This window comes from Photorhabdus akhurstii, from assembly GCF_019090985.1.
Lineage (GTDB): Bacteria > Pseudomonadota > Gammaproteobacteria > Enterobacterales > Enterobacteriaceae > Photorhabdus > Photorhabdus akhurstii.
On the sequence record NZ_CP020335.1, the window covers coordinates 3,932,833 to 3,949,863 of the forward strand.

The following is a 17,031-nucleotide window of genomic DNA, read 5'->3' on the forward strand; positions in this document are numbered from 1 at the left end:
GTAAATGGCGTAATAGGATTTTCACGCATTCCTCTGCCATTTACTTGTTGAAATCCGTAGTCGTCTCCTCTTCCAACAAACGAAATCCCAGTTTATTCAGGTCATGTTGATCTACCTCCGCCGTAAATTCCCCATTTTGTTTTACTCAGCCGGTCTGCATCACTTTGTACCAGTTCACCCGTTTTTATCGTTAACCAGAATGGTCAACGCTTTTTCCATTGACAAGAACCATCATTCATAGCATCAAATACCTGTGTGAAATCGTACCGTTTTTTCGACTTTGTGTTTATATATACAAAAGAAGAGAAAATAGCGCCTTGTCTTACAGTTATGTATTTACCTTCAGGTTTACCATTGATAATTTCTATCCAGGTTGTAGTATATTCATACGGCCTTCCTTCAGTAAATTCCTCTGCACTTTCTTTAATCGGAACAACAGTTATAGGGTAATTAGATTTCTCATATTTTACATATCCACCTAACCATTTATCTCTCCCTCCATCATTTATAGTAACAAACTTTAAATTAATCCCTTTCTGATCATTGGAAGTAAAACAGTTAATATAAGAATTCACACTGGCATTAGAAAAAAAAGGGAAAAAACAAAAGATAATGAAAATTATTTTTCTAAACATACCAACCACCTTAATTTTTTGAAAGATCAGAAATCCGATCATTAGAATAAATTAATAAATCCTTTCCAAGTACTTTATAGTATTTACTGTTATATTACAGCCTCTTATAGTTTCTCAACACCCCAAAGCATTATCCTTATCACACGCTAAAAACGTAATGAGATTTCTAAGATTATTTTTTTTCACCGTCTTACACATCAGCAGAAACTCTTTTTATTATCATTATTTACAACACTTACCCCGCTAGATTTTTCATTATTTTCATAATTATCAAATACTGTATATCTATAATTTTCATTGACAAAAGAAACATAAATATACTCCGTTTGATATCTCGTATAATGATTATATAAAAAACCAGAATAGTTATCTCCAAAAGAATTAAATATAAAACTGTTTATTCCCTCTTTTGACAAAGAGTATGATAACGCGCCATCTTTTATTTCCAGTTTTACATTACCTTTCTTTGTATTACATGAAAAATAAACATCTGAATTATTTTCACTCTTAGCATAAGAGTTGTGAAAAGAAAGTAAAGAAAGCAAAAGTACTAAACTACCTGTGAGATATAATCGCATCATAATTCCTACTCATTTTTACATCATATCCATTCTGACGATGCCCGTTGTATATTCGAGAAAAAAACTGTCAGTCCTTCGCTCTTAGGGCCTTAATCAATTCAATATAAAGTTAATAAAATAGTCATTGAAAATTTATTTACTCCGTATAAATATTATTTTTCTTTTCACATTCATATTAGCATCATCAAATGGTTTTGAATCTTCAATAACCCATATAAGTTTATTCTTTTCTTTTGTTATTCTCGCGGTTCCACTACCACCAAAAGTACTCATAAAATAAACATCAGCAACATTACCATTTATATGACCTTTTATATTTAACACATCATTATCCTCACAATCTATCCTATTGCCATTATTTGTTATAAAACAATACCTGCCTACTATTACATTTTTATTCTCCTTTAAATAAAGCTTATAAGTGTCATTATTATACTGTGAAATCCAATAGCCAGAAAAAGCAAATGCTTGGGAACAAAAAAACAATAATAGAAACAAAATCTTTTTCATATAATCACCTTTAAACAATCATTAACTCTATCTAATCATCCTGCAAGATATTTCACTTAATTATTACAACTATCATTTATATATATTAATGATTCAAAATATCCCTTTCTGACATTCACAAAAAACTATCTTGATCTTCATAAGGATAATTAATGTTCCATATGACAATCTAATCTTAAATTTTAGATCATCCAGAATCACTCGGAAGTATTCATTGACATTAATTGCTCTATGCGAATTTTCATTATTTTAGTTAAACATCTTTCATCACTACCACATTTGTTTCTGTTTTTTAACCATTCCACTTGCTCCGCGTGTAAATTTCTTAAATTATCTCGATCTCCTATAGATTGCTGTAACTCTTTCGTTAATATCCAAGTCTTATTAACACTATTATCCCATGCTGCCAAATCAAAATTTTGACAGATAGCTCTTTCTGTTTTACTTTGAGCATTCTTACAGTTAAATGACGCAACTGGAGTGGGTTTTTGAGGCAGTCGGTTCATTTTGATAATAGTCAAATCAAACCAATTAGTTAATAAAGTATCTCTATCTATAATAAAAAACCATGTTCTATTGTCATTATTACCAACGCCAGGGCCAAAATAACCTGATTTACAAGAGAACTTCTCCACGGGATATAAATAAGATTCTAAAATAGCGCTACATCTTATACCACTCATAATTCCATATATAACAATAGGTTGAATAAGGCCATGTGTAGCAAAATTATGAAACGCTATTTATTCTATTACCATCAATACTCAATTCGTAATCTTTAGCTGTTGTATTTTTATCCCCCGCTGATATTTTCGATATTAACCTATTTATTGTTTCCGTTCCTGATGAGACTGATAAAGATAAACATGTCCCATCCTCAGGAAAATTAGAAGATAGTCTATTAGCACTAATATCTAACACTCTACCAACTAATCGAGGATCATTGAATTGATAATTAAGCCGCCTAGTTGAACTATTATTTATTTCAACCTGTCTAATTTGCCACTTTCCATATAAGGAAACTGGGGTCAATGACTCAGAAAATGAACTAAAACTCGCATTGAAAAGTAAACCACCCAAAATTACTCTTTTAATCAATTCTCTATACATACTCATTATCGGTAATCCCCTTTTGTATAAAGATTAACTTTATATACCCGTCATCTTTCAAGTTGCCTCTTTGTTGGCCACACTCACTCACCCCGGTAACATAGTTATCTATGCTCCCGGGGATTCGCTCCCTTACCGCCGCGATCCATCTGGAAATCTATAAGGTATAGTTATATCCATTGTAATTAACTCCGGACTTCGATAATGTTAACACTACTATTAACATTATATGCTAAATAAATCCTGTTTATTTCAGCATAGATATGTTTTCCCGTTAATTCTATAATTCCACGTCCCCTATATAAGTAACCATCACCTAATTCAGATTCTTCTAAGACAGTTCCTCTGGATGAAGTTTTATCATCCTTACGAATAAATACCTCCTGACTTAAAGTGATTAACTCATAAAAAATTGTTGAAAAGAAGTATCCCTTTTCAATGCTATATTTTACCTGACTCAGATATGTACCTAGTAATACATATCTGAGCAATGATGGACTAAGAGCATACGCCAGTATTGCTTGCAAGCTTGTACTATTAGTTAATTGATAAAGTTAATCCTCGTTGAGCTAATAATTTCAATCTGGATAATATTTTGTTACAACCTTTGTTCCATCACTATCTTCTTTAAATGAAACCTCTGTCATTCCGCCCATAAAATTTAATATAATTTTTAATTTCTTTTTATTCTCCCAGAAGTATTGAACATCGACATCATCTTCTTGGTGAAAAACATGAGTATTTTTCATCACCTCCAAACTCTTAGTCAAATATTTACCCACATCACTTTTATTTATATATTTATTATAAACATCAACTAATGTTTCTTTTTCGTAAAAACACTCGTCAATAGCACCATGTTCGAAAACAAATCCTAAATCTTTTTTTGATGACTTACATTTTGTATTCTCAGCAATGTGATGTAACCTTTTATCCTTCTCTTCAAAATAAAAGATAGCTCTTTGTTTATAAACAAATATAATAGCCCTATCCAAAACAATAAAATCAGAAAATGGATATTCACATTTTTCCGTAGAAAAAACAGGAGATATGACATATAAAAACCCAGGTATTTTCACATCATTATCAGAAAAAAGTTTTTTATAAATACTAACTGTTTTTTCACTATGCCAATATTCTAACGGAGATTTTTTTTGAATCGCGTATTGATATGAACATTTTCCAGAGATACTTACCATGTCATTTTCAAATTGAATGTTTTTTCCAGCAAACATTTTATTATAGAAATTATCATCCAATTCCATTGTTGAATATCTTATAGGAGAAGACACATGTGAATATTCCCATTTTGTCGCATTTAAAAAAGCATATGGAGAATTTTCTTTTGCTTTCTGCTCAATCTCACTGCTAGCATTTGCTTGTAATGAAACCATATAAAAAGATAACAAAAAAATATATATTAATGCTTTTGCCATAATATTTTACCTAGTTAATGAATGTAAAATAATATAATTTTCATTCATATTTTTCCTTTATATACTTTCTTATAGAATCTGCATCTTTATAATCAAATATTAAACCAGATGAACCATAACCATCATATCCTGATAAATTTTCATCATTCGTCAGTCTCCTGTTTATTACCAATTCACCTCTATCATATCTGTAGAAAAAAACTTTATAACGAATTGCACTGATATTTTCCTCATTCCATGATACAAGAACAGCAGCATTCTTAACTTTATCAACAAAGATGAAGAAAACAGTTTTAATTTCAGGGACACCATCATAAACATTATAATTATCAATTACCTTTCTATTTCTACCATATTTCTCCACAAGTGAAATGGATTTATTTATTTCCTTAACAAAAGAAATAGTTATATTCTTATCTAGCGAAAAAGGCCCTTGTACAATATTATCTTGTGCCTGACATATAAAAGACACAAAAAAAAGAAAAAATAATATAATGCGTTTCATAATTTCAATCACTCTCTTTCAATTTCAAGCCCAAGAAGAAGTGCCACTTTATTATATCTTTTTAGTCTATCTGCATATCCATTTTGCCCTCCATTTACGACTTGAGTAACTTCTCTGACCGAAGATAGCTTAGCAAGATCTTTCAAATATACACCATGTCTATCTGTTTTGCTTATCCAAAATGCAAATGCCGATTCAACACCATACTCAATATTATTAATAACTAAGTCTGGATTATTCTCAAAATCCTTAATATCTTCTGGATTCATCTTATTATGTATGAATGTAAAATTCCGGTATGCGCTTCTCCCTGTAATCTGAATCATTCCTCTTCCTCGATACTTATAGCCATCACCACTTGCTTCATCACCATTACCCATCCGATGAGAATAGACATAGTTACCTAAGTTTCTAGCATTCCCGACGTAATGTTCCTCTTGAGTCCATAATTTCTCTCTCAATTGTCCTAGAATACAAGTATCTGTCGTTCTATTATAATTTTTTTGCCCTCCTTTACATCCAAAAATCTCTCTCATTCTTTTAGCTGAATATTTTCCCAAATCTTCTTCTATTATAACGAACCCGCTTTCATGTCCTATTTGTGATAGAAAATGAGCAATTTCTTTGCGATCTAACAGATCATACGCTTGAGCATATTTATTGATATACTGATGAATAGATTGACACTGCTCAGTATTCTTCCCTAAATTAGCTTCAATTAACATTTCAAGCGTAATAATTTCTTTATTCACACTGATATAATCCAAAAACACCACAGGATGCATATGCCACACTGGCTTCCCGCTACTGAATGGTTCCACTTCCTTCATCCATACCTGATCATCCAAATACTGCCGCCAGAACTTATTCGCCGTGCGGTTTTTTACCACATTCGTAAAAAAGTTCTCCCACGGTCCCCCTTGACTGTCTTCATACCATTCACTGCTGTGCTTCACGATAAACCTCGTCACCACGTTAATCATTTCCGGGTTATACAACCCAAGGCGCACCTCCTGCGCATTCAACTGCCCATCGCCGTCTTTATCCAGCTTCCGTAAAATACGTTCATAACGGACCGGAACCAAGGCATGATCTATCCGCCTGTCCTGTTTTGCCACCGCCAGTAAATGACGCAATAAGACTTTCACACACTCTTCTGCCGTTAACTTGCTGAAATCCGTGGTCGCCTCCTCTTCCAACAAACGAAATCCCAGTTTATTCAGGTCATGTTGATCTACCTCCGTTACAAGTTCCCCATTCTGTTTTACCCAGCCGGTCTGCGTCACTTTGTACCAGTTTACCCCGTTTTTATCCTTAACCGGGCTGGTCAGCGCTTTCGCCAGAACGATTTCCTGCTGCGTTCTGACTTTCAAGGGGGTAAAAGTTTTGTGTGTCGCGTCATAACTGTGCAACATCTGATTAAGACCGCAAATAACATATTTCCGGCCATCCGCCAAGCGTTTTGTGTTATTGACAAAATCCGGCAAGTTATCGTCAGCACTCAACACTTCAATATGCGTAAAATAGTAAGACATTCGGTCAGGCAACCGGGCCGCAGGCGATTCAAATAATCCCAGATGGCCTATCGGGTCTCCGACGTTTATGCGGATAACCTCATCACCCATCAAAGTTTGTACACTATCAAACGCCCCTTTTTTAACTGCCGTTTGCATCCAAACCGGCATCTGGGGACAGGCTTCACCTGTCTGCTCAACAAACTGAGGATCTAATTCCACCCAAAATTTTTTCTTATCTTTTACTACGCCTCCCTCTAGTTTCTGCGCCAGACCAAAGCGTACTTTGTCATAACGGGTCGAGATGATGGTGGTCATAAAGAAATCCGCAGTCTGATAGACCAAAAACTCATCACCGTGTTTCAGACTGCCGTTTGTCGGCGGAATATCATAATCACGCCGTTCCCCCCGTTCCGTCACATCGAATGGTATACCGTATTGCTCCTCATTATTTGCGGTAAACCGGTGGGTATTCAGTGTGTGTTGCACAATCGCTCTATAACGTGGGTATGCCGGGTAGTCGCTCACCGGCGCCAGATGCATATACAGGCTGTAGAATGTCAGCAGTGTTTCATCCTGTGCCTTGTACTCTGACTTCACCAACGCAAAAGTACTGGAGTATTTCAGTTGTTCATCACGAAAATAAGGGGCTTGTAAATACGCTTTATTCAGCCGGTAAGCCACTACTTCCCCCTCAGCCATACAGCGCAGCGGCATCACTTTGTTCTGTTGCAATAGATCCGGCGTCAGTTTGGAATACGGCGCACTGGCCCGGTCACTGAGATGCACGCCGCCGTGCCACAGGCCATTCGCCCCAACCAGCCAAGCGCCATTAGGCTCAGAACGCAGTTTCGCCAGCATGGCTTGCAGGCTTTTATCATCGGTGGCCTGATAAGGCTGGCCATCATTTTCTCGGCTGACAGGAAAACAAATTTTCATTGGTGCAGGCTCCTTATCCTGAAATTGAACCCGTGTGATCGGGAGTCGTTTCTTTTAATTCTGTTTTGGGAAAGGCAGATACTTTTGTGTCGATTGAAGCCCCACCTTGCTTTACGTTGTAACTCTGGCATTTCACTTGATAGCCTCCCAATGTCCCAAACTCGATACCACTGCCATCCATCTTGAGATAGGTTCCCCCTGCGTTCAGCGTCAGTGTCTTGGGTGTGGTAATCGTGATGTTGTTATCGCTACTAGAGAGAGTGATTTCCTGTTGCGCCATCAATTCCATCTCATCATGCTGGGCCTGTAGCTGTACCTTGCCCTGATTGGCAATCAGCTTGATGCCTAATTTTTGGACAAATAAACCAAACGCTTCTCCTACGCCGATAAACAAACGTTTCATCACCCCGATATCCGCGTGTTTGCCGACATTGACCATCAGGTTTTCTTTAGCGGCCATTTGCATATGTTCACCACTGACCAAAGAAATACCCGCCGGTGAGCTGGCTAACAGTACTGCTGTCTGCAATTGCGTAACCCGCTCTTGGGCATAACTCAGTTGGGTTTGTACGTCGGCGGCAAGAGACGCGGCCTGTGTCGCTGCTTCACTGAGTGTTTGCATCTGTTGGTTGGCTTGTGCCAGTGCCGATAACGCTTCCTGCATCTCCAGCGTTTTGCCCTGTGCTTTCAACTGTTCATCGGTACTGATAAACAACCCCTTACCGGCCCGGATCGCGCCCCAGTCGTCGGTTCGCAGCTCAAAGCCTTCTCCCCGTTTATCCGGGTGCGGGCGCTGGCTATCGACGAGATGGCCGAGATTCAACTGGCTTTTACCGCCGTATTCGGTACTCAGTTTGATGTGCTCTCTGCCGCGTTCGTCATCCATCCGCAGTTTGTTATTCGCCGGGGTGCGCAGAACGTTGCGTTTGTAGTTGTAGAGATTGACGTGATCCGGGTGCTCCGAGTCATGCAGGGCATAGGCGATGTAGGGCCGGTCCGGGTCGCCCCCTTCAAAGGCGATCGCCACTTCGGTGCCTTCCAGCAACGGCCAGTGAAAGCCATACTTCTCCCCCGCATACGGACGCGCCAGACGCACCCACAGGCTTTCTTCCCCTTGCGGCCATTTCTCCCGGTCAAAGTTAAACGCCACCCGATATAAGCCGTTTTTGTCGATGTCGCCGTAGGTATCATTCACTTTCGTGCTGCTCACCCGCGCGGGTATCGTGCCCGCCATCACCGGTTTCGGCACCCGTTCCGGGCGGAAGCAGACGGTTTCGGAATAGGGAATGGCAGTGAACGCCATTTCAAAACTGCTGTCCCGGCGGGCGCTGTTGGTGATCTGGGTGATGATCGCCCCTTTACGAAACGCTTCCGGGGCGTCTCCCTTCACTTTCAGCTCCTGCCCCGGCACCAGCGTGGCGGAGGTGGTCATTCCCCGCAGGCGAATGCGTTGATTCAGGTAACGCTCGTGATGCAGGCGGGCATAAAATACTCCGCTTTCCGCCTCCGGTTGATAGGCGTAACGGTCGCCGGGTATCCGGTAGTGATCGCGGTAATGGTACGCTTCGCCATAAGTCGTTCGGTCGCCCCGTGTCACATCCGCCTCGGTGTTCAAGCCGGGATACGGCCGCGCATCGTGGTAGTCATAATTGCGGGTCGCGACTTTTCCCTCCACCACCTGATACGCGGTTTCCATGCCCCAGACCACCGCGTCCTCCTCGCCATGCATGCCTGACGGATTGCGGGCAGGCAGGTAGACGTTGAACTGGTAATCACGCTGGTCGTCGTAAAACTCCACCACATCGATCTTTAATCGGTCATCGGCGGTCACTTTGTACCAGATACCCACTTCCGCCAGCAGGCGCTGGATAAAGCGCAGGTCATCTTCGCCATACTGCATCACCTGTTCCCGCCTCGGGTAGCTGTACGCCAGACTGAACAGGAAATCCTGCCCGCGAAATCCGTGCCGCTCCCGCAGGATTTTCTCCACAATCTCCGGCACCGACAATTTTTGGTAGATGGCGTATTGATGGCTTCTCGCCAGCAACGCCAACCGGGGTTCCAATGTCACTTCGTAACGACTTTCATCCCGCGAGGTGGAGAGCAGTTTAAAACCGCTAATCACTCCGTAAACCGAGCGCAATGGCGCCGGGGGTTCGATCGGCCAGCCCCGTATCCCCGGATTGATCTCAGGCGAAGTCAGGGTAAATGCAGCCTGCTGCATCAGCATCTGTGCCGGTTCAATCCCTTTCTCCACACTGGTGAATTCAATGGCATAGCGAAACGGCTGGCTTAAGGCTTCCTGCCCGGCAAAGGCCAGCACGTCCAGCGGGGCTTTATTGCCCCACACTTTTAGTCTGTAGCGGCTGTGATCAAAGATGATCATCGGTGTTGGATTTGTCATATTTTCTTCCGATTATTCCTCAGTCGTTTGGGTACGCTACCGCCCATAGCCGTATACCGAGGCCCATAAGGTCATGATTTATCTGGTTTTCAGTTTTTTATCGCGGGGCCTCCCGCCCCCCGCGATTAGACAAAAAATGAAAAAACAGCAGACGGATTAAACCGTCTGCCGCACTTGCTACACCGTCGTGCGTTCATTCCACGCATCAGCGTGAATGATGTTGCCGTCTTTGTAGGTCCAGGTGATTTTTTCGTAACGAAGCTCAACACGTTCCAGATGGTTGTGCTTCTCTTTGGTTGGGTCTTTGATGTCATGCATCAGCGGCGCCACTTTCACCACTTTCACGTTGTCCAGTTGGGTGATGAAGTACTCTTTCTCCTGACCTGCGTCATCAATGCTGTACCACTTGATTTCAGCGGATTTCAGGGTCTGGCCGGTGGTGACCGCTTTATATAGATAGGGACTTGATGCATCCACCTCTTTGGTGAAAACCAATGGAGCATGCACACGGGTACCCGTCAGTTTGCCGGTGTTGTTGTCCGTCGGAATGTGCAACATATGTTCCAACGCCACAATCTCAATGCTGCCCTCCCGGCCCTGTACATCGACAGAGCCTTTGATGTCAGCGCCGCCGTCATCTTTCAGCCATAAATAAGCGGGAATCGCCATAATGGTTACTCCTAATTGTTACTTAAGTGATGTCGCCTGTAGCGGCGACGTTGTTGATGTGTCCGGTACTTTCTGCGGTCGCGCACAGGCGGCCGCATGCGGTATCAGACGGATTTCAACCCTGCGGTTGGCTGCTCGCCCCGCAGCGGTTGCGTTAGTCGCGATCGGACTCGTTGCTCCCTTGCCTTGTACAGTGAAGCAAGCCGGCGATAGGTCGCTGGTTTGTAATAGCCAATCGCGAACTGCTTCGGCGCGTGCCAGTGACAGCGCCTGATTTTTCGCGGCATCACCGGTGGCATCCGTATAGCCGGTGATGAGGATCATCCAGCCCGGTTTGGCTCGGATGTTTATTAGCGCGTTGATTAACACTTTGGTTGAATCCGCTTTCAGTTTCGCCTGTCCCACATCAAACAACGCCAGGCTGTTAAGGCTGATGGTCTGTGGTTCCACCGGCGTTACCGGCGTTTTCTCCCTCGGTTTAGCTTGATAATCGGCAATGGCCGCCTGTAATGGCGGGCGTAATCGCGCCCCTTGATATAGCCCCAATCCCAGACGCCACGGCACGCCGTCTCGGTAATAGCTCTCAAGCCGATCAGCGTCACGACTCAGTACTGCCGCCGCCTGTGCCTTGCGGCTATCATCCGTCATGGCAATGGAGTGGTAATGCAGCAGGTCACTCTCCACCTGACGTAATAACTGCCAGTTATGCCAAGCCGAGCAACCTAGCGCAGTGACGCCCGCCAGCAGAAACAGCCCCAGTGCGATACCTATCGCCCGTCGAACGGGTGCTTGTGCCGTAGCCGTAGGCAGCAGGCGTAATACGCTGTCCGGGAATGGCAATGTCGCGGCAGCATCACCGGCGCCCGATGTGACTATCGGATCGCCCGCCCGGTTCAGCGCCGTTTTGGTTTGTAACCACTGTTGCCAGACATGGCCGGTTAACCAATGCGGCAACGCCGGTACAAACTTCAAGACCATCGCCAGCGGCGGACAAGGCGATAAGCCATCTTCCGGGATCAGGCAGACGGGCAGTACATGCGCTTTCATCCAATCAGCCCAGCCAGTCAACTCAACCCCACGCTGAAAACGCGCCATCTGTTGCGCTAACGCGCCCTGTTCCAACCAATCCGCGAGTGGTTGAAAAGAGGCGCCTTCGCGCCAGGCCGTTACGGCGGCCCGTCCTGACCGCCACTCAAACCACGGTGAATCATCAGGTTGTCGGGATGAGCCGGCCAGGTAGCCCGCTAACAGTAAAGGCAACGAGATAGCGCGTTGTCGACGCACTTGAGATAGCTGCCAGCGTAGTTCTCGCACCCAACCCGCTAACACGGCGGCGTCACGGTATTGCTGCGGGTTTATTACCGCCATCACACTTAACTGGCCGCCCCAAGAGGGCCGGGCAGCCAGCAAGCTTGCTACCCCGTCAGACAGAGAAGTCCCTGACGGTAAGCACAACCAGTAGCCTTGCGGCGTCTGACGCAGCAGTTCATCGCCAAACAGGCTGTCCTGGATGTCGCTATATACCAACACTACCGGGAGGCGATCATTTTCAGGCGGCAGCATTGCCGACAGGCTGTTAAGGCGCTCCCGCTGTCGGGAACGCCCGCTATAAAACAGCCCCGCCAGCGTGCAGAGCAGGATGATGACTGCCCCCACCCACCGCTCCACCGGCGATAAGGGCAACCAGACCAGACAGAGCAGCAACGCCAGCCCGGCACCCCATCCCCATAACACCCGCTGCAACATGACGCTCATCTCGCCAACCCCGGAAATAGCGTTGCCAGATAGTGACCTATCCCCCACCGGACACCGAACAATACGATGATCACCACGGAGACCATCACGACCAATTGGCTGACTGTGGAACGCAGCCAGCAACGGGACGATGACGCATTGGTTAACGCCGGTGATTGTTGAGCCGTGCCGAAAGGGACAACCTGTTGACGTAAGCGGTCTACCAGTTGTTCACGTATCAATGAGGCATCCTCCTGACACTTTCCCTGAAATCCCAACAGCAATACGCGGTGAAAACAGGTCAATACTGTCCGATCGGGGGCCGGTTCATGCAGTACAGTACGCATCCGTTCATACAACTGGTCACCGGCCTCGGCGGTATTAAAGAAATGCTCCTGTAATGATGTTGCCCGCCAGGCGGCATGCCCCTGTTCCGGCGCCCGTTCCAGCACGGTTTCATCCAACAGGGCGCAATGGGCGTAGCTGATATGATTAATCGCGGATTCACTGACATCAGCGTCACGCAGCGCTTGCCGTGTCTGTTCTATCTCGCGGGTGCAGTGCTGCCACACCACATCCGCCTGTTCCACCGGTGCGCTCTGACAAAGCTGTGCCACCAATAAGTAGCTGTTCTGTAACAAAGCATCGATATCCGGTGGCGATGTTTTAGTTAATAAAGGTGATTTATTCATGTTCTCAATACCGCAAACAGTTCAAGCTGAATATCGCCCAGTACCCCGGGCACGTAGAAAGCACAGCTCCCCGCCGCCAGCATCGCTTTGCCCGCCGGATGGGTGAGATCAAGAGCAAAATACTGGTTCTCCAGCCGCAGCGGGACCGCGGCCGGAACATGGCTAAGCGCGACTAAGGGGATACCGGTTAATGCCCGGCTAATCATTCGATCAACCTCATCCGGCGCACCGGCTTTACATAACAGCGGGAATCGGGTGTATAACTGGTGCGCCGGTATGGAAGAGCGGACCGAGAGATAAAAATCCGCCGCTTCACATAAGCGGGCATCGTGAAGAGTGGCTATCCACTGCTGTTCCGATGGTTTCTTCAATTCAATCGTCACCATCCGCGACGGCAGGCTGATCTCCAGCAATTGACTCAGCAAGTCAAATAGCGGCGGGAAGACCGCCGTTAAATTATCGTGCTGATAACGCGGGATCACCCCGGCGTTATGGTCCAGTGAAAAGGTCAACAGACTGCCCGCCAGCCTTACCGCTTCACGGTAGAACAGTTCTGGATGCACATTTGGGTGAGCCTTAAAATCACTCAATATCGGTTCATAACTGTTAAGCGCGTTAAGCAGCCAGAACAACGACACATCCGCCACCGCGAAATCCGCCATCCGTTCGTTACTCTCTCGGCGCATTGTCATCAATCGAGCCTGTTTAGCGTGTAACTGCGTCAACAATCGATCGAGCCGAGTTATCGAATCGGCATGCGCGTTAAGGCTCAGTAATGGCGGCACAAATTGCTCATCAAGGGTCCATTTCCCTTGAGCATCACGCAACAGACGCGCCACCGGGCAGGTGAGATACTGACCGTTGTCCATGCTGTCAAAACGCAGCGATATCGCATAACGGGCAACCGCCATAGATTCAACGCGATCACTGAATTCATCCTGTACCGGCACCCACTCTTGCTGATAACGCACCGGACGATCAGCGCGTTCATCCGGTTTAAGGCAGTTACCGCCATTGGCATAGGTATGCGCCAATGCCAGCAAGACCGTGACCTGCTGTGCGTCTGTCGGCAAAACGGCAGCCAATTCCAGCACCGGCGGTAAACGATCCGCCCGATCGGTGTCAATCAGCGATCCATCGGCAAAACGCACACACAGGTGATCCGCTTTCAATTGCCCCGACGCTAAGGTGTCTTGATCAAACACCGCAGTCAGCACGCCCCAAGGATGCGCCAGTCCCAGACGAGCAATAGATTCATTGGCATATGCCTCCCAACGAGCCTGCTGCTGAAACTGTTGGGGAGACAAGATGGTTCCTGTCATCCATAGCGGACGATCAATTTTCATGATGTTCCCCCTATGGTTAACCTTTAGTCTTCGGCATCTGAGAAACCAAAGAGAGATTGACGTCGAGTCCCTCTACCTGAAAATGCGGCACCGCATACAACTTGACCCGGAAGAAACCTGGGTTGTCGTCGATATCTTCAACAATGACGCGCGCTTCACGCAGCGGATGAGAAGCCTGCAAATCATCGGAAGGATCGGTCATTTCAGTCACCAAACTGTTGATCCAGTTGTTCAGCTCAATTTCGAGCAGGCGTCGATCTTTGGTGGTGCCGATGTTTTCTCGCTGAATCAGTTTCAAATAATGGGAAATGCGCGACAGCAGGAAAATATAGGGCAGACGCGCATTGATACGGCTGTTAGCCGTCGCTTCATCGGTGTCATACAACTCCGGTTTTTGCGCCGAGTTGGCGGAAAAGAAGCAGGCGTAATCCCGGTTTTTGTAGTAAGAGAGCGGAATAAAGCCCAGATTCGCGAATTCAAACTCGCGGGTTTCTGGAATCATCACTTCGGATGGAATTTTGACCTGATTACCGGTTCCCAAATCGTAGAGGTGGATCGGCAAATCCGTCACCGCTCCCCCCGCATTTGGACCACGGATCTGGACGCACCAGCCATTACTGACAAAGCTCTTGACCATGTTTGCGGCAAAAGCAAAGGCGGCGTTGGTCCATAAATATTTATTGTGATCCGGACCGGAAACCTCTTCAACATAGTTAAAAGTCCGCACCGGTACGGTGTCCGGTCCATAGGGCAAACGCCCTAGCACCCGGGGGAAAGTCAGGCCGATATAGCGAGCGTCATCACTTTCGCGGAATGCTTGCCACTTGATGTATTCTGCGCGGTCAAAGTAGTTACCGATATCTTTAATCGCAGCCACTTCATTCATCGTTTGTTTGCCAAAAAAGGCCGGGCCGATAGCCGCAATGAATGGCATATGCGCCGCCGCTGAGACTTTGGCAATATTACGCAGCAGGGCAATATCCTGCGTGCCGGCATCAAATTCATAATTGGCAATTACCGATCCGATAGGTTCGCCGCCCGGCGTATCGTATTCTTGAATGTAAGCGTGATGATAGAAACCGCTTTGAACAATTTCCGGCGCATCGTCAAAATCTTGCCGTAAATCCTCTTTGGCGACATCCAGCACTTCAATTCTGACGTTCTGACGAAAATCAGTGCGATCAACCAAGAATTTCAGGCCACGCCAGGCAGATTCCACCTGCTGGAACTCAGGGTGATGCATGACCACATCCAATTGACGGCTGATTTGTTCGTCCAACTCGCGGATATGGTTATCCAATAATGCTTTATCCAGCCGTTTAACCTTTTGCGCCGAGGCTTTCAGCACAGAAAGAAAAACGCTAACCGCCGCCGTGACTCGCTCGTCCGCTGTCACATCAGCCAGCGCATCACTGCTCTGAAAGCATTCAATATCGCTTAACTGCTCTACCGGCTGTAAATTGATTTTCTTAAATAACGATTGATAAACACTGCCTTCGGCGTGAGTTGTCGTTACTGCCGCCGCAGTGGTTTGTTCTTGTATAGTCATTAATCCTATCTCCTGATTTAAATACCTAATAATCAAATAGTTTTTGGCGCCAGCGCAGCCAGTTCAGCCCGTAGTTCATCGCTTAGTGCTTGATCCTGGAGGATATGTTCCAGCTCCCGGCGAAAGGTGGCGTTGTCAAGCAGGTTGGATCTCAAATCGCGCAATAGATGGCGCATCGAAAGCAAGGCCCGCAGTTGCGGGATTTGGCGAGCGATTTGTTCAGGCTCGAAGTCTTTTATTTGCCGAAAAGTAAGAGCGATATTCTCCTCGCTGCCATCTCCAGCCAGCGTATTTTCAACCGTCAAATTAACCGAGGGGCTAAATTCAGCCAGTACGCTATCAAAGTTATTTTTGTTGATAGCCACCTTTTTTCTTTCCGCGAGAGGGCGCTGTTCCTGCCCGTTGCTGTAATCTCCCATTACCAATAATTTCAGCGGCAGCTCAACTTTTTTCTGCGCGCCTCCTGTATGCAAATCCAATTTGATATTAATACGCGATTTAGGGATCTCGTTTTGAAAACTATGTGTCATAAGTGACTCCTCAACAATAAAATAGAATGAGTGGCATGATGTTCATGCCACAACGCATTTCAGAAACAAAACCGGATTCAGATATTTCAAAGCAGGAACTAACCAAGCGGAAAATAAGAGAAAACCGACAACCCCCGCCTCAATAGACAAATGGATTTATCAGGCAGGCCATTTTCTGGGTAAGGGGATTTTGTAAACAGATTTATATAAAATCAAGTCATTTTTTATCGTAAAGCATTTTTTGCTTCATCACCGCCAGATATAAAACATCTTAATCAAGAGATTAAAAAAACAATATATCAACGAAATCTAAACGAAATTGAATTAATTTTCATAAAAATTGAACTTATTTTAATAATATTAATCGCCAGGTCAGTTATATTATTTACATAGGTCAAACAAATGATTAAAAAATTAAATTATATTTAATTTTCAATTAGTTAAATAAAAATACAGAAACCGAGACAATTTTCACTCCCACGGCACAACAGGTAGAACATTTAGTGGAAAAAGTAAAAAAAGCATGATCGCCCGCTTAAGTTAATGCGAATGAGAATAAATTCATTCACGCAGACCAGAATAGTCTGGCACGATGAATTAATAAGAACTGATATTATCCACACTTTCACAGAGCATCTCTACTTTATAAGGATAGAAACATGCTATTTTATTTCCAAACTAATAAGATTATAAATATGAAAATGACAGCAAATAATCCCCATTATATTCGATATTGAAGCGGTAAGAGTGATTAAGGCATTTAATGGTGTAAGAATTGTTTACATGCATCGGCAATGCTGAAAAATAGGATTTCTCCGCCAGCGTCAGGTATAGGATTTCATAAAAAAATAAGGCACCGAAGTGATCAACATTCGGC

Annotated in this window: 15 protein-coding genes; all 15 read right to left on the reverse strand. The window is 44.7% G+C overall.

The window, feature by feature from the left end; all coding sequences use genetic code 11:
- Positions 1 to 203: 203 nt before the first annotated feature.
- The gene (locus B0X70_RS16620; RefSeq protein WP_052105858.1) at positions 204 to 635 is read right to left on the reverse strand and encodes a hypothetical protein; all 432 of its coding nucleotides are present in this window, start codon (positions 633 to 635) and stop codon (positions 204 to 206) included.
- A 197-nt stretch (positions 636 to 832) separates the two neighbouring features.
- On the reverse strand, positions 833 to 1,216 hold the full coding sequence (locus tag B0X70_RS16625) for a hypothetical protein (protein WP_246593324.1): 384 nt from the start codon (positions 1,214 to 1,216) through the stop codon (positions 833 to 835).
- Between the two features lie 132 nt (positions 1,217 to 1,348).
- Entirely contained in the window at positions 1,349 to 1,726 is a 378-nt protein-coding gene (locus B0X70_RS16630; protein ID WP_036812445.1) for a hypothetical protein, read from the reverse strand.
- A gap of 197 nt (positions 1,727 to 1,923) precedes the next feature.
- Entirely contained in the window at positions 1,924 to 2,409 is a 486-nt protein-coding gene (locus B0X70_RS16635; RefSeq protein ID WP_217469872.1) for a lysozyme inhibitor LprI family protein, read from the reverse strand.
- A gap of 46 nt (positions 2,410 to 2,455) precedes the next feature.
- Complete coding sequence (locus B0X70_RS16640) at positions 2,456 to 2,842, reverse strand: hypothetical protein (RefSeq protein WP_217469873.1); 387 nt, start codon at positions 2,840 to 2,842, stop codon at positions 2,456 to 2,458.
- Between the two features lie 572 nt (positions 2,843 to 3,414).
- Complete coding sequence (locus B0X70_RS16645; RefSeq protein ID WP_217469874.1) at positions 3,415 to 4,272, reverse strand: hypothetical protein; 858 nt, start codon at positions 4,270 to 4,272, stop codon at positions 3,415 to 3,417.
- Positions 4,273 to 4,312: 40 nt separating this feature from the next.
- The gene (locus B0X70_RS16650) at positions 4,313 to 4,777 is read right to left on the reverse strand and encodes a hypothetical protein (protein ID WP_217469875.1); all 465 of its coding nucleotides are present in this window, start codon (positions 4,775 to 4,777) and stop codon (positions 4,313 to 4,315) included.
- A gap of 8 nt (positions 4,778 to 4,785) precedes the next feature.
- Complete coding sequence (locus B0X70_RS16655; protein ID WP_217469876.1) at positions 4,786 to 7,230, reverse strand: glycoside hydrolase family 19 protein; 2,445 nt, start codon at positions 7,228 to 7,230, stop codon at positions 4,786 to 4,788.
- Between the two features lie 13 nt (positions 7,231 to 7,243).
- Positions 7,244 to 9,634, reverse strand: a complete 2,391-nt coding sequence (locus B0X70_RS16660; protein ID WP_217469877.1) for a type VI secretion system Vgr family protein — start codon at positions 9,632 to 9,634, stop codon at positions 7,244 to 7,246.
- A gap of 177 nt (positions 9,635 to 9,811) precedes the next feature.
- Positions 9,812 to 10,303: an Hcp family type VI secretion system effector gene (locus tag B0X70_RS16665; protein ID WP_217469878.1), complete on the reverse strand. Its 492-nt coding sequence runs from the start codon at positions 10,301 to 10,303 to the stop codon at positions 9,812 to 9,814.
- A gap of 18 nt (positions 10,304 to 10,321) precedes the next feature.
- Positions 10,322 to 12,058 carry an OmpA family protein gene (locus B0X70_RS16670; protein ID WP_217469879.1) on the reverse strand — a complete coding sequence of 579 codons (1,737 nt, stop codon included), beginning with the start codon at positions 12,056 to 12,058 and terminating at the stop codon, positions 10,322 to 10,324.
- Positions 12,055 to 12,729, reverse strand: coding sequence for a type VI secretion system protein TssL, short form (tssL, locus tag B0X70_RS16675; RefSeq protein ID WP_217469880.1), 675 nt, complete (start codon positions 12,727 to 12,729; stop codon positions 12,055 to 12,057). Before tssL ends, B0X70_RS16670 begins: the two co-directional genes overlap by 4 nt.
- Entirely contained in the window at positions 12,726 to 14,075 is a 1,350-nt protein-coding gene (tssK, locus tag B0X70_RS16680; RefSeq protein WP_217469881.1) for a type VI secretion system baseplate subunit TssK, read from the reverse strand. The genes tssL and tssK overlap by 4 nt, the downstream gene beginning before the upstream one ends.
- Positions 14,076 to 14,091: 16 nt before the next feature.
- Positions 14,092 to 15,624, reverse strand: coding sequence for a type VI secretion system contractile sheath large subunit (gene tssC, locus B0X70_RS16685; RefSeq protein ID WP_214039318.1), 1,533 nt, complete (start codon positions 15,622 to 15,624; stop codon positions 14,092 to 14,094).
- A 32-nt stretch (positions 15,625 to 15,656) separates the two neighbouring features.
- Entirely contained in the window at positions 15,657 to 16,154 is a 498-nt protein-coding gene (gene tssB, locus B0X70_RS16690) for a type VI secretion system contractile sheath small subunit (RefSeq protein WP_040149457.1), read from the reverse strand.
- Between the last annotated feature and the right edge of the window lie 877 nt (positions 16,155 to 17,031).